Annotated in this window: 23 protein-coding genes, 1 tRNA gene and 3 pseudogenes; 10 read left to right on the forward strand and 17 right to left on the reverse strand. The window is 59.1% G+C overall.

Features of this window, described 5'->3' with window-relative positions; genetic code table 11:
• Positions 1-645: 645 nt before the first annotated feature.
• The 5 genes and pseudogenes from ACIPUD_RS38675 to bioB all read right to left on the reverse strand — a co-directional run bounded on the left by ACIPUD_RS38675 (position 646) and on the right by bioB (position 5166).
• Positions 646-1904, reverse strand: a pseudogene (locus tag ACIPUD_RS38675) (adenosylmethionine--8-amino-7-oxononanoate transaminase).
• The gene (gene bioD, locus ACIPUD_RS38680) at positions 1901-2533 is read right to left on the reverse strand and encodes a dethiobiotin synthase (protein ID WP_446482843.1); all 633 of its coding nucleotides are present in this window, start codon (positions 2531-2533) and stop codon (positions 1901-1903) included. Before bioD ends, ACIPUD_RS38675 begins: the two are co-directional and overlap by 4 nt.
• A pseudogene (locus ACIPUD_RS38685) lies at positions 2530-3683 on the reverse strand (8-amino-7-oxononanoate synthase). Before ACIPUD_RS38685 ends, bioD begins: the two are co-directional and overlap by 4 nt.
• Positions 3684-3766: 83 nt before the next feature.
• A pseudogene (gene panD / locus ACIPUD_RS38690) lies at positions 3767-4119 on the reverse strand (aspartate 1-decarboxylase).
• 51 nt (positions 4120-4170) lie between these two features.
• On the reverse strand, positions 4171-5166 hold the full coding sequence (gene bioB, locus ACIPUD_RS38695; RefSeq protein WP_446482844.1) for a biotin synthase BioB: 996 nt from the start codon (positions 5164-5166) through the stop codon (positions 4171-4173).
• 204 nt (positions 5167-5370) lie between these two features.
• Between bioB and ACIPUD_RS38700 the strand changes: the two genes are divergently transcribed.
• The 4 genes from ACIPUD_RS38700 (at position 5371) to ACIPUD_RS38715 (ending at position 8593) form a co-directional block, all read left to right on the forward strand.
• Positions 5371-6006 (forward strand): GntR family transcriptional regulator, encoded by a 636-nt coding sequence (locus ACIPUD_RS38700; protein WP_446482845.1) that lies wholly within the window; start codon positions 5371-5373, stop codon positions 6004-6006.
• Between the two features lie 144 nt (positions 6007-6150).
• Positions 6151-6510 carry a Dabb family protein gene (locus ACIPUD_RS38705; protein WP_377791336.1) on the forward strand — a complete coding sequence of 120 codons (360 nt, stop codon included), beginning with the start codon at positions 6151-6153 and terminating at the stop codon, positions 6508-6510.
• A gap of 113 nt (positions 6511-6623) precedes the next feature.
• Complete coding sequence (pabB, locus tag ACIPUD_RS38710; RefSeq protein WP_446482846.1) at positions 6624-8021, forward strand: aminodeoxychorismate synthase component I; 1398 nt, start codon at positions 6624-6626, stop codon at positions 8019-8021.
• Complete coding sequence (locus tag ACIPUD_RS38715; RefSeq protein WP_446482847.1) at positions 8018-8593, forward strand: anthranilate synthase component II; 576 nt, start codon at positions 8018-8020, stop codon at positions 8591-8593. The genes pabB and ACIPUD_RS38715 overlap by 4 nt, the downstream gene beginning before the upstream one ends.
• Positions 8594-8724: 131 nt before the next feature.
• On the opposite strand, the gene ACIPUD_RS38720 is transcribed toward ACIPUD_RS38715, so the two are convergent.
• Entirely contained in the window at positions 8725-8994 is a 270-nt protein-coding gene (locus ACIPUD_RS38720) for a DUF3551 domain-containing protein (protein WP_446482848.1), read from the reverse strand.
• 1149 nt (positions 8995-10143) lie between these two features.
• Between ACIPUD_RS38720 and ACIPUD_RS38725 the strand changes: the two genes are divergently transcribed.
• From ACIPUD_RS38725 to ACIPUD_RS38740, 4 genes are all read left to right on the forward strand, one after another.
• Positions 10144-11829, forward strand: a complete 1686-nt coding sequence (locus tag ACIPUD_RS38725; RefSeq protein ID WP_446482849.1) for an MFS transporter — start codon at positions 10144-10146, stop codon at positions 11827-11829.
• A gap of 381 nt (positions 11830-12210) precedes the next feature.
• Positions 12211-12286 (forward strand) — tRNA-Ile (locus ACIPUD_RS38730).
• A 112-nt stretch (positions 12287-12398) separates the two neighbouring features.
• Entirely contained in the window at positions 12399-12542 is a 144-nt protein-coding gene (locus ACIPUD_RS38735) for a hypothetical protein (RefSeq protein ID WP_377791361.1), read from the forward strand.
• Between the two features lie 9 nt (positions 12543-12551).
• Positions 12552-12959: a hypothetical protein gene (locus ACIPUD_RS38740; protein ID WP_377791362.1), complete on the forward strand. Its 408-nt coding sequence runs from the start codon at positions 12552-12554 to the stop codon at positions 12957-12959.
• 108 nt (positions 12960-13067) lie between these two features.
• Here ACIPUD_RS38740 and ACIPUD_RS38745 read toward each other — a convergent pair whose 3' ends face one another.
• Together ACIPUD_RS38745 and ACIPUD_RS38750 are read right to left on the reverse strand one after the other, a co-directional pair.
• A complete protein-coding gene (locus ACIPUD_RS38745) occupies positions 13068-14696 on the reverse strand; it encodes a DNA methyltransferase (protein ID WP_446482850.1) in 1629 nt (542 codons plus the stop codon).
• A gap of 198 nt (positions 14697-14894) precedes the next feature.
• Positions 14895-15305, reverse strand: a complete 411-nt coding sequence (locus tag ACIPUD_RS38750) for a hypothetical protein (RefSeq protein WP_377791364.1) — start codon at positions 15303-15305, stop codon at positions 14895-14897.
• 267 nt (positions 15306-15572) lie between these two features.
• Between ACIPUD_RS38750 and ACIPUD_RS38755 the strand changes: the two genes are divergently transcribed.
• Positions 15573-16316 (forward strand): hypothetical protein, encoded by a 744-nt coding sequence (locus tag ACIPUD_RS38755; protein WP_446482855.1) that lies wholly within the window; start codon positions 15573-15575, stop codon positions 16314-16316.
• Here ACIPUD_RS38755 and ACIPUD_RS38760 read toward each other — a convergent pair.
• From ACIPUD_RS38760 to ACIPUD_RS38795, 8 genes are all read right to left on the reverse strand, one after another.
• Complete coding sequence (locus ACIPUD_RS38760) at positions 16267-16746, reverse strand: DUF488 domain-containing protein (RefSeq protein ID WP_161494830.1); 480 nt, start codon at positions 16744-16746, stop codon at positions 16267-16269. The two genes, ACIPUD_RS38755 and ACIPUD_RS38760, sit on opposite strands and share 50 nt — an antisense overlap.
• Before the next feature lie 673 nt (positions 16747-17419).
• Entirely contained in the window at positions 17420-17767 is a 348-nt protein-coding gene (locus tag ACIPUD_RS38765) for a hypothetical protein (RefSeq protein WP_377791366.1), read from the reverse strand.
• Positions 17760-18242, reverse strand: coding sequence for a hypothetical protein (locus ACIPUD_RS38770; protein WP_377791367.1), 483 nt, complete (start codon positions 18240-18242; stop codon positions 17760-17762). Before ACIPUD_RS38770 ends, ACIPUD_RS38765 begins: the two co-directional genes overlap by 8 nt.
• On the reverse strand, positions 18239-18970 hold the full coding sequence (locus tag ACIPUD_RS38775) for a hypothetical protein (protein ID WP_446482851.1): 732 nt from the start codon (positions 18968-18970) through the stop codon (positions 18239-18241). The genes ACIPUD_RS38770 and ACIPUD_RS38775 overlap by 4 nt, the downstream gene beginning before the upstream one ends.
• Complete coding sequence (locus ACIPUD_RS38780; RefSeq protein WP_377791369.1) at positions 18967-19116, reverse strand: hypothetical protein; 150 nt, start codon at positions 19114-19116, stop codon at positions 18967-18969. Before ACIPUD_RS38780 ends, ACIPUD_RS38775 begins: the two co-directional genes overlap by 4 nt.
• Before the next feature lie 97 nt (positions 19117-19213).
• Positions 19214-19834, reverse strand: a complete 621-nt coding sequence (locus ACIPUD_RS38785; RefSeq protein ID WP_446482852.1) for a hypothetical protein — start codon at positions 19832-19834, stop codon at positions 19214-19216.
• A 3-nt stretch (positions 19835-19837) separates the two neighbouring features.
• The gene (locus ACIPUD_RS38790; RefSeq protein ID WP_377791371.1) at positions 19838-20017 is read right to left on the reverse strand and encodes a hypothetical protein; all 180 of its coding nucleotides are present in this window, start codon (positions 20015-20017) and stop codon (positions 19838-19840) included.
• Between the two features lie 12 nt (positions 20018-20029).
• Complete coding sequence (locus ACIPUD_RS38795) at positions 20030-20353, reverse strand: hypothetical protein (RefSeq protein WP_446482853.1); 324 nt, start codon at positions 20351-20353, stop codon at positions 20030-20032.
• Between the two features lie 151 nt (positions 20354-20504).
• On the opposite strand from ACIPUD_RS38795, the gene ACIPUD_RS38800 reads away from it, so the two are divergent.
• Positions 20505-20750 carry a helix-turn-helix domain-containing protein gene (locus ACIPUD_RS38800; protein WP_085359719.1) on the forward strand — a complete coding sequence of 82 codons (246 nt, stop codon included), beginning with the start codon at positions 20505-20507 and terminating at the stop codon, positions 20748-20750.
• On the opposite strand, the gene ACIPUD_RS38805 is transcribed toward ACIPUD_RS38800, so the two are convergent.
• Positions 20665-21783 carry a hypothetical protein gene (locus ACIPUD_RS38805; RefSeq protein WP_446482854.1) on the reverse strand — a complete coding sequence of 373 codons (1119 nt, stop codon included), beginning with the start codon at positions 21781-21783 and terminating at the stop codon, positions 20665-20667. The genes ACIPUD_RS38800 and ACIPUD_RS38805 overlap by 86 nt on opposite strands.
• Positions 21784-22032 lie beyond the last annotated feature (249 nt).

Consider the following 22032-nt stretch of genomic DNA (forward strand, 5'->3'; position numbering starts at 1 on the left):
CGTGGGCTCGTTGAGCCATGTATTAAGCCGCTCGCAACCAGCGAAACCATTGATGGTCGGCCTCTCGCCGGGCCTTGAAGCGGTCGACGCATCTCTTGGAGCAAAGGGCCGTTCGCCAGCAGTAGTAACGGATCAGCCCGAACCTTCCACCGCATATCGCGCAGCACCTTACTGAATCGTGGTGCAAACTATGGGAGCTGTTGCGCATTCCTCGCCTCCTGTTGGCATTACGTGGATAGCCCCCTTTTCTTCGCTGCAGCACCATGCCCGCACGTGAAGTGCGACGCTGGCGATGCCTAGTCTCGCGGCATGTACGGACACCGGGCGCAAGAGTTTGAGCTCCGAATTGCGCCTCCTTGGCGAAGCGGCCCGCTCCATCGCAGGGGTGCTTCGCCGGCAAAGTCTCAATTGTTGACTGTAACGATATTTCGATCTTGATTAATGCAATGAGTCGCGCGTTGACGTTTAAATCCCGCGTGCGCGCGGCTTTGCTCAACGGAATTCAACTGGCGCCGACGGGCACGTACAGCAATTCATCGGTAGCTATCAGTGCCACCTCTTTGCCTTTACGCGGTTAAAGGTCGGCAATCCGACACCCGCCGGTCGAACCTGGGGTTCCCGCTCGCTAAACGCGCCAAGCCCGCCTTAAGCTAGCGCATCGGCGGCATCTCTGATGCCGACGTAGATTTCATCAAGATCTGCCCCTGTGACGCAATATGGTGGCATTACATAGATGGTATTGCCGAGCGGCCGCCGCAGCAGATTTCGGCCTTTAAAGAAAGCCTGAAGTTTCGGACCGACGCCCGCGAGATAGCCTGCATCCTTGGTTTTCAGATCGAGTGCTGTAATCGTGCCTGTCCGCCGGACGTTTGCAAAACGCGAGTCGGCGCGGAATGGCTCAATTGCCTGCTCTTGCATTGTGGCGACCGACGCCATGCGTTGGCGAGATTCCGGATCTTGCCAGAGATCCAGGTTGCCGCGGCGCAGGCCACTGGATTTGCCGTATATGAACTCGAATGAAAGAACGTACGCGTCCGATCTTTCGAATAATGCGCGTCGAAAATATCCGCGCGGCAGAGTGTCGCCGCGAGCGGAAGTGCCCCTCCCGTGAGGCCTTTCGAATAGCAGGCGATATCGGGCGTGACATTGGCCTGCTGGCAGGCGAATAATGTTCCGGTGCGACCCCAGCCCGTCATGACCTCGTCGGCAATGAACAGGGCGTCCGAGGCCTCGCAGATCCGGTTCATCTCTCTCAGGACCGAGGCTGGATACATCAGCATTCCGCCCGCCCCCAATATCAAAGGCTCCACAATAAAGGCGGCTGGCATTTCGTTTCGACATGCAGACTCGAGCGCATCGAGCGTCGCCGGTTCATGACCTCTCACCGGGAACGGGATTGAGGTAACATCGAACAGCACGGGCCCGTACGCGGCGTTGAACACGCCACGGGCACCGACCGACATCGCTCCAACCGTATCGCCGTGGTAGGAGTTTTGCATCACGACAATGCGTATGCGCTGTTTGCCGATATTATGCCAATAGCCGAGTGCCATTTTTAGGGCTACTTCCACACTGGCCGAGCCACTGTCGGAGAAGAAGACGTAATCAAGACCAGGGGGTGCGAGTTTCAAAAGCACCGTCGCAACCTCCTCAGCCGGATCGTGGGTGTAGCCGGCAAAGATGATCTGGTTGAGCTTGCCTGCCTGGTTCTGAATGGCGCTCACGATATGTGGATGGCAATGACCATGGGTCACGACCCACCAGGATGAGATTGCATCTAAGATACGGCGACCATCCGCGGTGTGGAGATAGGCACCATCACCCCGTACAGTCTTTGTCATCTCGTCGTGAAGTGCATGTTGTGTGAACGGATGCCAGATTGGCGACCTCGTCTTTGGCATCATCGCTTGAAATCATCAGCACGGAATGAGGTTTTGAACGCGGCCTGCAGCATGTCCGCCGTGAGAGGCGAGAGCCAGGGTAATCGCCCTAACCAACGCACCCGCCCGATCTCGCGAATTGCAGTCTGAGTCTCAGCATTTCTTTCGCCAATAAATGCAATCCCAAGAATGGGGATCTCGCGCTTTCGCAGAGCCTCTATCGACAGCAGCGAGTGATTGATGGTGCCCAGCGCTGTGCTCGCGCAAAGCACGACTCGAAGCCGCCATCGCTTGAAGACGTCAGCATAGAGTGTTCCGCCACTCAGCGGCACCATGAGGCCGCCAGCGCCCTCAATCACTAACGGTCGCTCCCCGGTGTCTGGCACATCGAGTGAATCTGGGTCGATGCGAATCCCGTCAATTTCGGCGGAATGATGGGGCGAAGCGGGCGTCTGAAGGCGATAACGCTCCGGCACGATGCGATCGGAAGAGAGATTGCCCAGTCGCGCGACGAGTTCAGTATCGGTCTCTCCTTCGAGGCCGGCCTGAATCGGCTTCCAATAGCTCGCGCCAAGGAGGTCGGCGAGCCCCGCAGAAAACACCGTCTTCCCGATCCCGGTATCTGTGCCCGTGACCACGATCTGCTGCCTCATCGAGCTTCACCTCTGGTCTCCTCGAACAGAGCATCGAGCATTGCACGCACGTCATCCTCCCCAGCGTTGAGCGTCAGTGAAATTCGCAAACGGACTGTGCCCGCCGGCACGGTTGGCGGCCGGATTCCGCGGATATCGAGGCCGCGAGCCTGCAGTGCGGAGGCGAGCCGCATCGCACGTGCGTTGTTGCCAACGATATGCGGCACGATCTGTGAGGCCGAAGGGCTTTGCCAACCGCGCAAACCCATCTCCCATGCGTGAACGCGACCAGCCTGGCCAGACGCTACTGCCGCTCAGGTTCTCCTTGCAGGATGAAGAGTGCCTCCCTTACGGCAACCGCCATCAGCGGTGAGGGCGCAGTGGCGAAGATAAAGGGACGGCAGCGATTGATCATGAAGTCGCGCAGCACGGCGGAGACAGTGACAAGCGCACCAGCTGCGCCCAGCGCTTTGCCGCAGGTATGAACGACCAGGAGATTTTCGCGCCCTTCATAGGGGGCGATGAGCCCCCGTCCCCGCTCGCCGTAAACGCCTGTGGCATGAGCCTCATCCACCATCAAGAACGCGTCGTACCGGTCCGCGATCGCGACCAAGTCTTCGAGCGGTGCGAAATCGCCATCCATGCTGTAGAGACTTTCGACCACGATCCAGACGCAACCCGTTCCGCCCTCGGCCCGCCAGTCACGAATTATGTCTTCGATCGATTGGGGATCATTATGGGCGCTTATCCGAAACTCGGCACGGCCAGCGCGCGCGCCTTCATGAATACTGGCGTGCACCAGAGGATCGAGAACAAGCAGATCGCCCCGCTGCGGCAGCGTTGTCAGGACGGCAAAATTTGCGACATAACCGCCACCAACGAATAGCGCCGTCTCAGCCCGAAAGAACTGAGCCGCTTCTTGTTCGAGAGTTTCGTGTTCCTCCCAATTGCCGCGCAGAAGCCGCGACCCGCCGGCTCCGATCGGCGTGTCGGCCTCGAGCGCAGCGGAAACGGCCTGTTTCATCCGCGGCGCGCTCGCGAGCGCCAGATAATCGTTCGACGTAAAATCGATGCCCGCGCGCGGCTCGAGGCCACGCAGCCTGTTGTCTTGCTTCGAGGCATGCAAGGCCGCGACATAGTCGCCAACTTTGGCCATCTGGATTGAATTCATTCTTCACTCGCAAAGTAGCGGTCGATCTCGCGAACGTTCTGATGGCCGCAAAGAACAAAGCTTCGGCTTCGGGCTCTTAACCTTCAACCTGACAAGATGCGATTTGCTCCGTCAACCACCACAACGCGCGGCCTGAAGATTTTTGCTTCCGCCTCATCAAATGACGCAAATGCAACGATAATACTTTTGTCTCCGTGCATCGCGAGTCGCGCGGCCGCACCATTCAGGCCAATGATGCCCGACCTCGCGGGCGCTTCGATCACATAGGTGGCGATGCGCGCTCCGGTCTCGATGTTGTAGATTCCCGCGCGTTCGTTGATCAAAATCCGGCCGGGTCAATCAACGTACGATCAATCGATATCGAGCCAACATAGTGCAGATCGGCTTCGGTTACCGAGGCGCGATGGATTTTGCCTTTCATCAACGTAATCTGCATTTCTCACCTAAGCTGGAGTTTGCGCACGGCGTGCCCGCTGGTCTGTTTCACTCAGGCAAGCCCGGACCTGATGCCGAGCCGGTCCAGCAAATTCGCGTCGCGGTCGCGCTGCGGGTTTTTGGTGGTCAACAGCACGTCGCCGATGAAGATCGAATTCGCGCCGGCCAAAAAGCACAGCGCCTGCAGCTCATCGGTCATATACTGCCGTCCGGCGGACAACCGCACCACGCTCTTCGGCATCATGATTCGGGCGGTCGCAACCAGGCGCACTAGCGCGATCGGATCGGGACGCTCCGCGGTGTCATTGACCGGCACGCCCTTGACCTCGTTCCACAAGTTGATCGGCACGCTTTCCGGATGCTTACCGAGATTGGCGAGCAGCACGAGCATGCCGAGCCGGTCCTCGAGGAGCTCGCCCATACCGATAATGCCTCCGCAGCAGACCTTGATGCCGGCCTCGCGCACATGCGAAAGTGTGTCGATGCGATCCTGCAAGGTGCGGGTGGTGATGATCTTGCCGTAGAACTCCGGCGACGTGTCGACGTTGTGGTTATAGAAGTCGAGCCCGGCATCGGAGAGCCGTGCGGCCTGCTTCGGCGTCAGCATGCCGAGTGTGACGCAGGTTTCCATGCCAAGATCTTTGACCGCGCTGACCATGTCACAGACCTGATCGAGATCGCGGTCCTTTGGACTGCGCCAGGCCGCGGCCATGCAGAAGCGGGTCGCGCCGGCGTCCATGGCGGCTTGCGCGGTGGCGACCACATCGGCGCGATCCATCAATCGGGTCGCTTTCACGCCGGTGTCGTAATGCGCGCTCTGCGAACAGTAACCGCAGTCTTCCGGACAGCCGCCGGTCTTGATGCTGAGCAGGCTTGCTGTTTCGACGTGACTTGGATCGAAGTTCTTGCGATGAGCGCTCTGCGCCTGAAACATCAGGTCGGCAAACCGCAGGCCATAGAGCGCTTCGGCCTCGGCGCGCTGCCAGTCATGGCGGACCGGCGCGCAATTGCGCCCGTCATTCCGTTCCACTCCGACGGCAGGAACCATAAGTCTCGCCTTTCCTAATGATAGATTATCCCGGCGATTATCTATCCTGTGGCCGCCCGTTCCTGCCTGCTTTGCCTCTTCGACATTAAAACATAACCGTATGCCAACGCCAAAAGACCGCGAAAGTCTGCAGGGATTGCAGAAATTCTGCAAAACGAGCGGGCTTATGCCGATCATCGACGGAGGGGTAATGATAGATAATCTATGATGACTGACGAGAACACGACGGTTGCGGTGCGCATAGCGGAGTCAATCGGTGAGCGCATCATCAACGGCGCGCTGCAGCCAGACGCCCCACTCCGGCAGGATCATGTCGCGCGGGAATTCAATTCCAGCCACGTCCCGGTGCGCGAGGCTTTTTGGCAACTGGAGGCCCGACATCTTGTCGTCACTGTGCCCCGTCGCGGTGTGAGGGTTGCCCCGCTCGACACCAATTCAGTGAAGGAGATCGCCGAGATGCGTGCTGCGCTCGAAGTGGTCGCGTTGCGCAATGCAGCTCCAAAACTCACATCGGCCCATTTGGCACGGATCGAGCTCGCCCTGATTGAGGGAGACAATGCCCTGACGATTCAGGAGTTTGAGACGGCCAACCGCGGCTTTCACCACGCGCTGGTGGCGCCTTGCGCGATGCCGCGCCTACTCGCGAGCCTTGACGGACTACAACTCGCAAATTCACGATTAGCGTTCGCGATCGCGCGAAATGCCGGCTGGCGACCTCGGTCCAACCAAGACCACCGCCTGATTCTGCGGGCACTTCGAGCGCGCAACGTTGATCAAGCCTGCAACCTGCCGGCACGGCACATTCAAACGATCGAGCGCCTTGCCATTCCCGCTTCCTGAGCAGAAATAAGATCGGATGAGCTTCTTTGAAAACAGCAGACAATCGCAAGGGCGTCAAACCAGCGACCGCTTTGGCGAGCGTTGCGGCGGCCTCGATCCTAAGGTAGTTATGCGATCTACTTCCGATATCACCAACGGCCATCCATGATTCGTCACATCGTCTTGTTCACCGCCAAGGATAGGGTCCATATCGACCAAATCGTCGAAGGCCTATCGGTGCTCACCACAATCCCACATGCACGCCGGCTCGAGGTTGCTCGCAATCGCAAGTCCGACCAGCTCGGCAATGATGTCGACGTTGTGGTCTATGGTGAGTTCGACAACGAGACGGAACTCGCAGCTTACAAGGCGCATGATCTGTACCAGGAATCGATCAGACGGGTACGACCGCTCCGGGAGCTGCGGTTCGCGGCTGACTACAATGTATCAACGGATGCGCGTTTGGCCTCAATGGCAGCGAAGAGCCAAGTTACTCGGCGCACTGTGTCCACTGGCGGGGGTTGACCTGACGATCGATCTCAAGAGCTTGCGGGTCCCAGACGGGCGTCGCTCTCGTTGGGGTCGGGATCACAATCGGAGCACGCCTCATAACATGCCCGTCGGTGACTGACAGGCCCATGCACGTCCGCGAGCTGCAGTGGATTGAGCCGGTCACAGCGATGCGATGTCTCGCGCATCGAGCACACCTCACGTTTTTCGACGGCGCAGCAAGGCATGAGTTGCTCGGGTGCTACTCATATCTGACCTGCGACCCGTTCAGCACCTATATCGTCGCGGACGGACAAGCGAGTTGCAACGGAGAGGCTCTCGAGGGCGATCCATGGGAAGTCCTTCGCACCCTGCTCGCCAAGTATCCGCAAGAGCATCGTCCTGATCTCCCGCCGTTCCAGGGAGGCGCGGCCGGCTTCCTTGCTTACGATCTGAACAGGACTCTGGAGCGATTGTCGGTGCCGACGATTCCCGGTCAGCGTTTACCCCAATCCATCCTCCATTTCTATGACGTGGTCATCAGCTACGACCACCGTGATGATAGATGCTGGGTCGTTTCCACCGGATGGCCGGAACAGGATCCCGCACGTCGCGCCGAACGCGCAGGCCGTCGCGCCGACGAGTTTGCAGCAGCATTGCTTGCGGGCCCAAAGACGTCGGGGAGCAACTCCCCCGGCCGAGATGCCGCATGGCATTCGAACTTCAGCCGTGAGGCCTACATTGCGGCGGTCCGGCGCGTCATCGACTTGATTCTGGCCGGAGAGGTCTTCCAGGCTAACATTGCGCAGCGCTTCAGCGCCCGCCTGTCGACCTCATTTGATCCTCTTGCCTTCTACTGCCAGCTACGGTCATTGAACCCGGCACCCTTTGCAGCCCTCCTGCGCTACGGCAAACTCACCATTGCATCGAGCTCGCCGGAACGATTCCTGAGGCTTGACGGACGACAGGTCGAAACGCGCCCCATCAAAGGCACGATCGCGCGTTCTGCTGATTCCAAGGAAGACCAGCGTCGCGCTGAACTCCTAGTCGCGTCCGAAAAGGACCGTGCCGAGAATACTATGATCGTCGACCTCATGCGCAACGATCTGTCGCGCGTTTGCACTCCACATTCGATTGACGTTCCAGTGCTGTGCGGCCTCGAATCCTATGCCTCAGTGCACCACCTCGTATCGATCGTTACGGGTGAACTTGCAGGAGACCAAGACGCCGTTACGCTACTTCGAGCTTGCTTTCCCGGCGGCTCCGTTACCGGGGCGCCAAAGGTGCGATCGATGGAAATTATTTCGGAAATCGAGCGGGTGGCGCGAGAGGTCTACTGCGGGGCAATCGGCTTCATCGGCTTCAACGGCCAGATGGATACGAATATTGCGATACGCACCGTAACGATCGACAATGATATGGCCGTGTTTCATGCGGGTGGCGGCGTGACAGCGATGTCGGATCCAGACGCCGAATACGAAGAGACGCTCGCCAAGGCGCAGCGAATCTTTGACGCGTTTCGTGCTGAAACATCTGGTGAATTTTGATTGTCATCATCGACAACTACGACTCCTTCGTCTTCAACATTGCGCGGTACTTCCGCAAGCTTGGCGAAGCAACGAAAGTCATCCGGAACGACGAGGTCAGCGTAAGCGATGTTGCCGGCCTCAAGCCGCGCGCAGTAGTCATTTCCCCTGGCCCCTGCACTCCAATGGAGGCCGGAATATCCACCGCCGTCGTTCGGCACCTTTCGGGACGCGTTCCAATTCTCGGCATCTGTCTCGGACATCAGTGCATCGGAAGCGTTTTCGGCGGACGCATTGCGCGTGCACGAAGCCCCATGCACGGCCGGTCCTCGTACGTTACGCATGAGGGCCGTGGGCTCTTCAAAGAACTCCCGTCCCCACTTTGCGCTGGACGCTACCATTCCCTTGTTGTTGAGCTCGATTCATGCTCGCCGCATCTCGGGGTCACAGCGCGTTCTGACGAAGGCGAGATTATGGCTCTCGCACATCGTTCTCACCCAACCTATGGCGTGCAATTTCATCCGGAATCGATACTAACGCAACAAGGTCACGTGCTGCTTATGAACTTCTTGCAGCTCGCGGAGACGTCCTGATCGTGAGGACTGAGGGCTGTGTTGCGCTCGCAGTCGCCTCGCTTGGTCAAAACGAAATGAGGCCTTTCAGCCAGTTTTGATGAAGCGAGGCAGAGGGCTTACGATCTGCGCGAGCCGCCAATCTTTTTCCTTCAGCGAGGTCCCCATCCGTATTGCCGGAACGCGTAGGTTGGGTTCCTCCCACAATAGGCGTCTGTGCCTGATGCGGTCATCGAGCATTGGCTATAAGTCAAGAATTGGCAATTGCCCGGATATCCCCAGGTGCGCCCCCGTAAGCAATAAAGGTCTGGTGGAGCCGCTGGCATGTATATGGCACGATCCCGCGGAGACGCGACCGAATCCTGTGCCGCACCAACGAGAATGGGAATTCCGAGCCCAAGAATTAAGAGGGGATGGCGCATGAGGCATCTTGCTCCTTCGAATCTTGCGAGAGGATAATGGATTGGAATTGGTTGTTTTGATCTTCGTCAAGCCGCAACTGCTCCGGGGTGATCCGTCGGGTGATCACATTGCACACGCCAGCGGATTACATCATGGCCGCATGGCGCTCTGATACGAGGCCGGGCGCTGCAATTCTGCAGAAGTACCCTAAAAGCGCATGATACCGACGCGAATCTCTTCTAATATGGTTGAATCCAAACAGAGGTCAGATGGTTAGTCGCATCCTCGAGATTTGCGGCGAGCAGCAGCATGACATCCCTCGCGCGGACAGAATGTGGGCACGCGCCAAACATACGCGATTCCTTCCAGGACGCGCACCAGGCGCTGTCGCGCTGCCGCTCCATCTTTAGGACCGTTGGAACGTGAGCTTCTTCAGCAGAGTCAGCGCTGCGGTTGCGCGCGACGGTCTGTGGAATAAATGGCGAATCAAGCAAACCGCTAAGTTGTCTGACGGCCGACGAAGACGGTCATCCGACGGTTCGCTTTTTCATCCCAGGGAGCATGATGCATAATGGGAGTTCAGTGCCCGCCTGATCGCCTGGATATCAAGAGCAACGTCAAGCTCTGAGCGGCTCATGAGACCACCGGTTCGTCTGGAACGTGGCCGGGGTCGAAAGTGACAGAGCAGAGAGCGTCGATCCCTCGTCGATGTCACAGCTCGCGTTCTCCAGACCACGTCTTGTGGAGACAATCGCAGCGGTTCATCCAGAATGCGGTATCTCACCAAGGCGCGCCTCGGCGTGCGCTTTTTCAGCGCGCGACTGCGGCACAACGCAAAAAATCTGCGCTGTGATGCTGTAGTGTGATTGTTGTTCAGCGTTCAGCGCACCTCAGCGACGGATGCGAATGAGATCGATTGTGTTGGTCGAGCTCCCGAGGTTCTCCAATTGCGAGAAGGCGGAAATAGTCAGAATTCTGCACGCGAAATTGCAGGGTCCGCCAAAAAGGCTTTTGTTGCTTATAATGCTTCACGGTCGGGCGAGTGCCTCTATCTTTAAATCGATCCGCATGACCGAGATTGACTTGCCGGATGCCTGCCTAGAAGCGAAGCCTTGGCGTCTTCGTTTCGGCGAATGGGCTCTGTCGAGGCAGGCGCGGCAGCAGCTGACATGACCGAGGTACAAAAGCTTGAGACGCTTGGCGGCGATGGCATCACAGCGCCGCTTCGCATTGCTACTTTTCGCCGCGTCTGGCTCGCGGGTCTTCTCTCAAATATGGGCGCTCTGATTCGGAGCGTCGGCGCCGCTTGGGCGATGACGCAGATGACGTCGTCGGCCGATATGGTCGCGCTGGTTCAGACTGCGCTTACGCTTCCGGTTATGTTTATGGCAATGCCTGCGGGCGCGATCGCCGACATGCATGATCGCCGAATCGTGTCCCTTGTTTCTCTGGGAATTGCATTCGCCGGTGCCACTGCGCTGACCACACTTGCTTGGCTCGACATGGTTACGCCGATGCTATTGCTGGCCTTGTGCTTCGTGGTCGGGAGCGGCGTGGCGCTAATGGATCCAACGTGGCAATCGTCGATAAGTGAGCAGGTGCCACCCGATGCACTGCCTGCTGCCGTCGCGCTGAACGGCATGAGTTACAATATCGCGCGCAGCGTAGGACCCGCGCTCGGCGGCATCGTTGTTGCTACCGCTGGTGCTGTGGCGTCCTTTGCACTAAACGCGCTGTTATATCTTCCGCTCATGGGGGCGCTGTTTTCATGGAACCGCGTGGCGCAGCCTTCGCGGCTGCCCCGCGAAAAATTCAATCGCGCCATTATCTCAGGGGTGCGATACATCACGAATTCTCCGGCCATAAAAATCGTCTTAGTCCGCTCCATGGTGACCGGACTAATAGGCGGCTCGATCATCGCGTTGATGCCTATTGTGGCGCGAGATCTTCTGCATGGCGGCGCGCAGACCTATGGCCTTCTGCTGAGCGCTTTCGGCTTCGGCGCGGTAATTGGTGCATTCTACATTCCCGAAATGCGCAAGCGGCTAACTGGTGAGGCGGCCATCCGGGCCTGCTCGCTGTCGATGGGTGGCGCCCTCCTCGCTGCGGCCCTGAGCCAGGACTCTATCTTGACCGCGGTTGCACTGGTTCTGGCGGGGGCCGTGTGGACGATGGCTTGGGTGCTGTTCAACGTCGGTGTGCAGCTATCGGCGCCGCGCTGGGTTGCGGGTCGCTCCCTGGCAGCCTATCAGGCGGCCGGATCAGGAGGGGTCGCCATCGGTAGCTGGGGCTGGGGCAGCCTGGCTGATGCCGCCGGTGTGGAAGCGGCGCTCCTGATCTCCGCCGTCTTGATGCTGCTCTCGCCTTTGCTAGGGCTTTGGCTACCCATGCCGCGCGTTGGTGCGCGCGGTGAAGAGCCCGAGCTGCTTGAGGATCCCGACGTGAAGTTGGCGCTGACCGGAAGGAGCGGCCCTTTGGTAGTCGAGATCGAATATCGAGTTGCGCAGGAGAATGCGAGGGCGTTCCACAATGCCATGCAGGCTGTCCAGCTGTTCCGGCAGCGCAATGGTGCGTATGGCTGGTCGATCGCGCGCGACATTGCCGATCCGACGTCCTGGACGGAGCGCTATCACTGCCCCACTTGGTTCGACTACCTGCGCCAGCGTAACCGCGCGACGCGATCGGAGCGCGCGCTGGAGCGAGAGGCGGCAGCTTTTCACGTCGGTCCCGATCCTGTTCGGGTTCGCCGCATGCTGGAGCGGCCCTTCGGCTCAGTGCGCTGGAAGGAAGAGATCCCGGATGCGTCCGAGAACGATGTGTTGCTGCATGAGAGTAATCCCGGTAGGAGCCGCTAGCTGCGGGTTCCGGGAAACCGCCGGGTGCGGCACTGTCATGCAGCGCTCGTCATTCGTCAGAGCACGACAAGGTGCGGCTATCACCCAAACGTTCTCTTCTGAGGAAGGCGCCCTTGTTCGCATTCCACGCGCGCTCTGTGGCAGTTTCTGAGATTCCTCAGATGGACAGCGACAATCACGAGCGTGGGAGTGACAGATGCTGTGACCCGCCTACCGTGGGAAGTTCACTGTCAGCCTCGACGGCGAGATTCTCCAGCGGGTCTCTGCTTGGCGGGAGACTTCGACTGAAATCGAGTGCGGCATTCCTCCGTGTTCTCTTTGTCGAGTTGGCGGCCGCTCAGACACTACCGACCGGCCGCCTCGCAGTGTAAGCTGCCGATCGGGCCTGTAGCTCAATGGTTAGAGCCGGCCGCTCATAACGGTCTGGTTGCAGGTTCGAGTCCTGCCGGGCCCACCAGAGCTTTCAACCACTTAGCTCGAGATCCGCAGTCATTGGCAATCGACCGCCTCAGCTACCGCCACAGATATGTGCCCCATCTGTTCAACCGCGCCGCCGCGAGGTGAGAACGATGAGGCGGACTCTGAAGATCGCTGCGGCCCTCGCCGTCGGCGCCGGCGCCATTTGGCTCGGCCTTGCCATCTACAACGCCAAGCCCCTGAAATGCATCTCCTACCTGGACGGCTGGTGCATCAAGAAGACCGTGGATCGATAGGAGAACCAAATGAGCGGAAGAGAAATCAATCGGTGCTACATCCAGGACGTACAATTTGAGATGCTGGTGCACGACCCTGGGCAGCCGGCGGAACCCTGCATTGTTGTTCAGGGCACGACGGAGCACGTCTATTTGCCGGTAAGTAAGCTCCAATGGTTTGACTGGAAAATCATCTGCCAGTTGCACAACAACGAAGGCCAGATCGGCGCTCCGACTGAGCGGATCAAGCGGCTGGACTCGATCGTTCCGCAGAGTATCGACATCACGCGCACGGGCGACGGCAAGGTCGCCGTGATCGTCGACTACGGCCACCCGACACAGCAGGTCTTAACGCTGGAGCCGGAGGTCGCTTCCGGGCTTGGGACCAGCCTGGTTGCTGCCGGGGCAGATCCGTCGACGCCTTCGACGAAGCACTAGACCGGATGACGGGCAGATTGACCGGTCCTGAGCGCGTCGCGGGACGCGCAGTGCTCTTTGTAGCCCACGCGCAGCCCACGGAGACGGCGGCACTCACGGATAGCGAAGCTAACCGACCTTCATAAAGCGGGGGTCTCGGAAGGCACCAGCATCGGTCAACACGCCATGGCCGGCAAGGGGCAAGAGAAATTCCAGTTGGTCGCGATTGCGCGCGGCGCGGCTTCGAGGCACCATTTCCACAGGCTGCGGAAGCGGCGGAAGCTTCGGAAATCGACGATCAAGCAGTTGCTCTACCGTCGCGATCTGAATCCTCGGCAACTTTCCGTGGGCTGACTTAGGCACAAAGCCTGCGCCCGACGCATCGGCCTGCATAGATCTCGTCGGCTCCGCAAGCGTCACTAGAATGCCCATGTTGGCCCCTTCACGCTGAACGACGCCCGACAATTCTCTGACCATCACAGGCGAGACATGGTCCCCGCCTTTTACCGAAAGAATGATGCGGCCCAGCCCATACGGGCCATTTGCAAAATAGATATTTGCATCAATGCCTCGATCGGCCCCCTTCTTCGATTCATAGGTTTGCGCACCAAGAAGCCATGCCGCCCACCACTGGAATTGGTACTTGTCACGACGGGCGAGATCGTGCGCGCCTGCTACATCGGTAGGGCGGCCATAGACGCCATAGTTGCACCCCACGTAGCGGGCGAGCCGCTTTTCAATAAGCGTAATTGCATAATGCGTCACGTCGATGCCAAGCCACCGGCGGCCAAGCTTCTCTGCCGCTTCGACACTCGTTCCGCAACCGCAGAACGGATCCAGAATGGTAGCGCCGGGCTCTGTTGTTGAATTGATTATGCGCTCCAGGAGGCTCAATGGCTTTTGGGTCGGGTATCCCAACCGCTCTTGGGCCTGCGAATTAATTGGAGATATATCATCCCAAAGAGTATCTACCGTCTCGCCCGGGAGCTCGTCTAAAAATCTCTTGCGCTGCAGTCGTTTTGTTTTGGAGTCCGGGAAGTGAACTCGTCCCTCGGCGTCCATCTTCTTCATCGTCTCCAGCGAGACCGCCCAACCTTTTTCCGGTGGCTCAAACCCTTTGTACGCGTACTTCAAGTTTGGGCGCATGGAAGGGCTAGTCAGATTGTCCAACCTAAAGCGACGGCCGGACGCATCAACATGCGTGAACTTTGAGGTTATATAGTCGGGGTTATTGGGCCGGTATTGACGTTCAAAAACGCTCTCCGACGATCGGGCGTAAAACAGAATGACGTCATGGCTCACGCCAAACCGTATTGCGGCGTTGTTTGTTTCGCCACGCCCTGCCTTGCGCTTCCAGATGACCTCATTCCGGAAGCAGTCGTGGCCAAAAATGGAATCGAGGATTAATTTCAGATAATGGCTGGCCGTGGGGTCGCAGTGGAGGAACAAGGAGCCCTTATGCGAAAGCGTTCGGTGCATCTCCTGGAGCCTGATGGTCATCATGGCGAGATAGGCCATCATCCCACTTTCGCCTAGCCATGTGCGCAAGGCGCTTAATAGAACAGCGGTCTCTCCGCCGCCCTTCTCGACCTCATGATAGGCAAGGGACGCGGCTTCTCCCCATCCCCACGTATCGCGGAAGGCTTCTGCCTGCGCCTCCGACGAGCGGCCCCCCTGATCCCCGAACAGTACGTTATAGTTGGCGTTCGAATTGAACGGCGGGTCTAGGTAAATCAGATCAACCGATTCGTCTTTCACGTGCTCTCGAAGCATCGTGAGATTGTCGCCAAAATAGAGCTTATTCGCCGGTACTCTTGCCACGTTGAACCCCCGCCCTCACACGGGAGCGAAGCTTCCAGCACAACCCCACAAGGTTCCCCTAACCATCCGGAATGATTCTTGGGATGGTAACTAGCGAGTAAATTACAGGGGGCCCCCATCGTCGACGGCTCCGAGTCACGCAATCGCTATCCCGGCCTCAGCGCTGGACCGGGGGCCCTTCTCCGGCCGTCCGAACGCCGCTGATAGCCGTTCGAACAGCAGCGTGCAGATCGCCGCCCGCAACTGGACGGCCTGCCGGTTGGGCTGCGCTTGGCGCATGAGGGCCAGCAAGTCGACATCGTCGAAAGCCTCGATCCAACGAAGCCCCAGGTCTGCCCATGCAGGCTGCGCCGCGATGAGGTCCGACACGGCCCAGATGATCGGTGCTTTGAGAGCCCGTTCATTGCCCGACGATTCGGTGATCGTCCGCAGGACCAAAGTCAGGTGGCCGGGCCCGTGCGCATCGAAAATAGCTGAGATCGTGGCGCCGGCGCACGTTCGATTATTGCCTGGACCGACGGTCGTCGGCACAATCTCGATGCCCATGTCCTGGCAGATGGAGTCCGCGCAAATCGGCATGATGCGGGCATAACTAGCCCTGATGGTTGGAAAGCGCCAGACGGTCGGTTGCGCCGCTGCTGTTGAGATTGGCCTGAGGATGAGCGACCGGTACCCCTTTGGGGTAGTTATGTTTTACGATAGCCTCCGCGCGAAGGAATCGCGATGGCTTCATTCGAGTCCGACATATTAATCCTCTGCAAGACCTACCCCTCCCCGAGTGGGAAGCACGTCGAGACGTCTTGCGTGGCCGGCATGCTACCCGATGGGTCTCTGATACGGCTGTTCCCCGTGCCGTTTCGACTGATCGACGGATCTCAGCAATTCAAAAAATGGCAATGGGTTCGCGCGCGCATCGATCGAGCTCGCGCCGATCGCAGACCGGAAAGTCACAAACTGTTTGTCGACACTGTCCGCTTTCTGGGTGAACCGTTGCCAACCGCGGCAAAGTGGAAAGCCAGGCGGGAATGGACTGACAAATTCAAGGTCTTCGATGATTTCGCAAATCTACATGCTCATCGCGCATCCGCCGGAACGACCTTGGGGATCGTGCGACCCCGGACAGTCGGGTCCATTGAAATCACACCGGTCGCACATCCGGATTGGACCAATGAGGAAAGAGCTAAATTGCTACAGAGCCAGCACCAGGGTGGGCTATTTGACGAAACAGATGCAAAAACTCTGACTACCCTCAGGAAGTTGCCTTTCGACTTCCACTATCATTACGTCTGCACAGTGGGTGGCGTCGATCGCGAATATAGGCACAAGATCGTCGATTGGGAGGCAGGCGCCTTGTATTGGAATTGTTTTTTCCGGCATGGCAGTGCTTGGGAAAAGCCCTTCAGAGACCAACTTGCGGTCAAGCTGCCTGCTGCCGATTTGATGTTCCTAATGGGGACGATCCACCGGTTCCCAGAACAGTGGCTCATCGTCAGTCTGATCTATCCGCCTAGGCGGCCGATCGAACAGACGGACCAGCCATCGCTTTTTGACCTGTGAGGTGCACTACGGTGAATCCGCCGACGGCGGCGGCGGCCTCGGCAACGAATTTGCGATGGCAACGTTCGAAGTCAGCCTCGAAGCACACCAAGCAGGCGCGGCCCTGCTTCGCAATGCTCACAATGTCGGCGACGTCCTCGCGACGCCCCTTCAGATGCGCCAAGAAGCCCACGCTATAAGCAGACCAATCGCCATCAACCTTATAGCGATCCCGAACAGGTTTTGGACATCCGACCCCGGCTGCATGAACGTAAAGTATGCCGGCCTTCTCGAGGTAGGCGGAAAACGACTTTTTCGAGAAGCCGTGCTTTCGCGACAATGGGTTCGCGCGCACATCAACCACCGTTCGAGTGCCCGAAGCTTTAAGCCGTTCAATGAACGCCTGAATAGTAAGGCCTTCATAGCCGAACGTTTGAAGATACATTGCCATTACGGTTGTTTGCTCTACTCGATCAAGAATCTCAAGAAAATGATTACATTTCGTTACGGCCTCGTCAGACGAGATCGCACCACTTCGGCAGATTTGCCGCCAAGGACGGCTGAGGTCCACCTTCGGTATGTACGGCCCCCGGCGCCCCTCCCGACGCAGTGACAACCCCCAGCGCTTTGCCGTCGGCGCCGATAATCGGAGAGCCAGACATCCCTCCTCTGATGCCGAACCATGCTCCGCGCAACCATAGGGGACCACCCGAGCTGAGGACCTCGCACGCCTGCCCAGCCGCAGTCGAGGGAAAGCAGGTAGGCCGCTTTTTCATCCTCTCGCGCCTTGCTGGCACGGATAGGCTCGACACCTTCGACAAGCTCATCGTACGCAAATGCTTCTTCCGCAAGAGCCTGATTGTCGACCGAGCCTAGAACGGCAATGTCGCCAATTGGATCGACGAACAGGCATTCAGCCCAGATCGTGCGGCCCTCCCCGAGAGCTCCCATCAATTCTGGATAGGTCCGCTCCCCGGTAAAGCTGATCGCTGCACTAGGTGGAAACTTGGGCAAGCAATGCGCGGCGGTGACAACGAGTCGGCGCGCCAACCGCTCCTGTGTCTCAACAACAAAGCCTCGACCGTCACCCACTGCCACTACTGCAGCGGTCAACAACTCAAGATTCAGCATCGCTCTTCCCAGTCGCTCGTGATCCATGTGAGGCATCGGCTGATGCCCCTCAGCCATTCCTCGCGCGCGATCTCCGGAGCCTTTCCCGACCAGGCCCAGGCTTCAACGGGTAACGCAGAAACGTAGTCCAATTGCCGGCGGAGATCTTCGGCGGTTGGCGTCGCGGCGAACAGGACACTCTGCAGCGCAAAATGCATTGCGGCTCGGCTCTGTTCGTCATCCGGTGCCGCACATTGTCGGCCGGTGGCGCGGTGCACGTCAATCGCTACCTCAACCGGCAGGTTGGCGCGGAAGACATGCGCGAATGCGTTGGCAGCTTCCGCTGTTGCTTGCTCAGCCACGGCGGAGTCCCTCGATCAATGGCAGTTCGACCGACGCCTGATATATCCCAACGACGCGTCCGACGAGAGCCTGCCGGAACTGCTCCTCGCGCCGCGGGCCGTCGACCATGCAGCCGCGGGGGATGGACAAGATAGCCCCCGGTGCGGCCGCGCGGGCGGCCTTTGCGACTTCCTGATCGTAGTCGCGCCGTCGCAAGCTGCGGGTCCACCAGCCGATGTAGTGGCCAATTTCGGAATTGAACCCCGGCCGGCAGAAGGCTTGCACGATGTCGGTGCCGCCGCTCATCCACCGGATCAGGTAAAGCTCGCCGTGTTGCGGGTCGGTATCGCTAGTATCGACGACGGCAAACTCACCTGGGCGCAGGTGCGGCGCGCTTTCGCTGTTGCCGACCAACTGCAAAATGCAGCTGGCAGGGACCTGATCGAACACCATCAGCGCTCGATATTCTGGAATGTGAAGGGGCTGGGTGCTCATGCCTCGCCCCCTTCTGAAAGGACGCGGCAGATGTCGCCGATGATGCCAGGCCCCATGATGATCGAGGCAAAATCTTGTGCTCTCTCGTCTCCCGATCGCATCCAAGCGTCATAAGCCTGGGCTTTGATCGTGATCCCTTCCGGGGTCAGGGCTGGTACGGTGGCAATGCGCCTTGCCAGCTTCTCCATCGCGTAGCAGGCTAAATCGTGCGCGCCGGAAGCCATGGTGTAGCCGCTTTGCTCGTCGGCGGCGTGAAGCTCGGCGTCGTATCGCTCTGCGAGGGGGAGCCGTTGCCTGAGGTAATCCCGGCCGCCCCGCTCCTCTTCGTCGAGCTCATCTTCATCGAGATCAGCCCACTCCTGCAGCCCGAGGCGCAGGTAGTTGGCGGTGTGATGCGATCGCTGGCCACGGTTAGGATCGGACGGCCACACAAGCTTGCCGTCCTGATCAGTTTCCTGCTCGCTGTCGGCCAGGTTGCGGCTGTAGCGGGTGACTAGCAACGCCTCCGGCAAATCAGGCCGCAGTCGATCGTAAGCGGCGCGCGCGGCCGTTTTGGCCGCTTTGCGGTGCTGGCAGATTCTATCCAGGTTCTCCATTCTGCGACCAAGGAGGATCAGCGTCGGATCTTCAGCGGCTTTCAGCTTACCCGCGGCCAGGACAGCCGGAGCGGCAGCAGCGACAGCCGAGCTGGCTGCGATTCGGAAGATGGCGAGGCGGCGTGTGATCATGGCAAATCCCCCACGTTGATGGTGTCGATCCGCATGTGGCCAGAAAGGTCTTCGTTGGATGAAAGTTGCGCGGTGGCGGTGACGGCCTGCTCGTTTTTTGCAGACGCACGTTCCCGTTGGCGCGCGGTGTTTACCGCGTTGCGCATGTCGCTCTCTCAATGTGAGGGGGTGATGAAGAACTCTCGCTTGCAGCCGAGCGGTATGGTTCCGCCCTCGCCCAACTGGTCGCGATCGAAGGAAAGCCTACGGTTGCTCCACCTCCTTTCGGGCCGACCAGCCGAACAGCTGGGGCCAGAGCGGGTCGAAGTGCTCGCACAGCGCTTCAAAAGCGGCGCGTGCTGCGCTCTCGACCAGCTCGACATGCAGGCGCGGCCACACCGCTGTGGCCTGCACCTGCGGCGTCCAGTGGCTCGATGAAAAGCCGTTGCGCGCGCCATCGAGCGTCTCGTGGAAATAGCCCTCGCACTGGCCGACGGTACCAAACCGAAGGGAGAGGATCCCGATCTGCCGCTGCTGCTCGAGCGACAGGCGGTCCCAAGCGGCGCCGGCATCGAAGTTGGCGAGCTCGTGGAAACTCGGGAGGCGGTCGGAAAGCGGGATCTCGTCCCAGCTAATTCCGCCAGCTGGCGGATTATCTCCGGCACCCTCTCGGCGCACGCCGATGTTCGTGTGGGCGTTCCAGACCGCCGTGCGCCGCCGCGCGCCCTTGGTGAGCGATACCTCGACCTTGCCCCGCGGCGTGCGCGCGCCGGCGCTCACGCTGAGCACGGTTTCGTTGGAGCCGGTGACATCGCCCTTGAGAAGTAGGCGAGCCGGGACCTTGATCAGCGATGAGGTCTTCATGGATTGCAGCGGTGCGTGCATCGATCAACCCTCCACCACGCGGCAGCCGACCTTGCGGACGAGTTCGGTGCGGGCCTTGGCCTTGTCGGCCCAGCCGCCCTTGACGCGCTTCACCTGCACGCCATTCCAAACATGAGCGAGGTTTGCGTCGCCGGTCTCGGTGACCCGGTAGAACTGGTTGGCGCTGGTTTCGATGATCGTCATTGAGGCCTCCCCTTATGCCCAACGCTGCGCGGGGAGCTCGAAAGCCGGCGCCATGCCAGTGCGCCCGACACGGGCCTCAGCGAAGCCGCTGCGCATCTCGAGCGCGAGGTAATAGCTGTAGGGGCGGTTGACGTGGTGAGCGCGTCCCCGGCACGACAGTTCGTCGGCATAGTCCGCCTTCGCGCGGGCGTGCGCCTCGGTCATGATCTTGGCTCGAAGTGCGTTCGCCTGCTGGGCGCGCGCGGTGACGATGCGAACCGGCACCTTGAGTACTGGCAGGCTCGCGCGGCCGGTCGTCTCATCGGAAAGGGTGGGGAGGATGGCGGCGGCAGTCATTTGGGCTGGCTCCCGATAGACCGTGTTTAATTCACTGTCTAACGGTAACCACAACAACCTATTGCCGTCAACGGTCGACTGTGAAATATTCACAGTCTAACCACAAAATTATCCAGTGTAGAGGTTAGGCGCACATGCGAAGGGCAATTGAATGTTGACGACGGGAAACCAGCTGAGGGCCGCAAGGGCCCTTGCGGGGATGGATCAAGCGTCGCTTGCCGCTGCAGCGAACATCAGCCCCAACACGGTAAGTGCGATGGAAAAGCGCGGCGCCGAAATGCTGACCAGCGGCCTCGATACGATCAGGGCAATCATGACGGCGTTGGAAGCGGCTGGAATCGAGTTCTTGAACCACGGCCAGCCAGGCGTGAGGCTGAGGGCGAAATCGACCGGTTAGCCGATTGCCATGCTGATCTCATCCGCAGTTCCTTGAGGACGGTCGAAGCCGTCATCGAATGAAATTCGATCCGGTTAGGTTCGATCCACATTGTCTCTGCGATTGCCGTTCTCCATTCAGGCAAGTTGGCCTCGTGCACTTTGAAGGCCGTCGCTATCGTGCGGGCGCTGCCCCATGTCTGTTGCTGTGGCATTGCGAGGAGCTTCAGATTTTGCGGGTGGAAGCCAAAACCCAGAAAAATGATCATTGCCGCTGCTTCCAGTGAAGCCGCGAGCTGGTCGGTATCGTGAAGCGACTGGCTTTCGGTGAAGGTCCTTATTCGGCTCGTGAGATCGAGGGAAACGGAAGAGTTTGCATCGGCGCCGAATTGCAGGAACGACTTCGAGTTCGGCAGGACCGAACCGAGCGTGCCATAAGGCCGCAAGATATTGAGGCCGGCGACTGTGCTTGCCGCCTCATCAGTTGGAACTCCGATCCTCCTAAGGGACCAAAAAAGATAGTGCTCGATGCATCGATCGTAATTGAAGTTGATGATCGTGAGCCGCTTGAACGCGTTCGGGATGTCAGCAAGCCGATGGTTCGCGATCGCCAGGGAAAATAGCTGCTCAATCCAACCGTCTCTCCCGGCCGTTGGTGACGGTTCACCACGATCCGGTTTTATCTTCAGATCGCTGGCCGCCTCTGCCGCCAGGATACGGCGCATGATGCAAGCTTTGCCAAGCTCAACGGCCTCAGGAAAATCACTCAGCTGATAGAGTGCATCATCCACGGAGACAGCAGAGCCAATTGCTGCTGCAAGTTTATGTCCGGCCGACGTATAGAGATCAAGCTTTGAACGATCGCCGTGGAACTTTCGATAGATCACATGCTCGAAAAGATCGGCATCGCCGCGCGTTGGTCGGTTCACGTAGTGAGCAAACATGAAGTCGGTATCGCCGGCGATCTTTTCTGCCAACGTGCCACCTAGTGGCAGGCCGTAAACATCGTGACTGGCGCCGGCCCCTACAACGATCACCAAAGGTTTGTTGAACATTGCGGCGCTCCGTTGCGGATTTCAATGGCGGTTCTTCAGCCAATAGATCAGGGACGCTTTCGGCTGAGCCGTGGCGGGCAACGTTTCATTGAACGTCGTTATATGTCATTCGGCTTGCAATATTGGCTCTGACGCAATTTTGGTGCAGCACTGGTCATGTGGCGCCGATTAGCCGAGCCTGCAGCAAGTCGAGCTTAGCGCGTCCGTACATTTGGCGCTTGACCAGTTTGAGCTTGGTGATCTGGCCTT

This window comes from Bradyrhizobium sp. CAR08 (genome assembly GCF_052871955.1).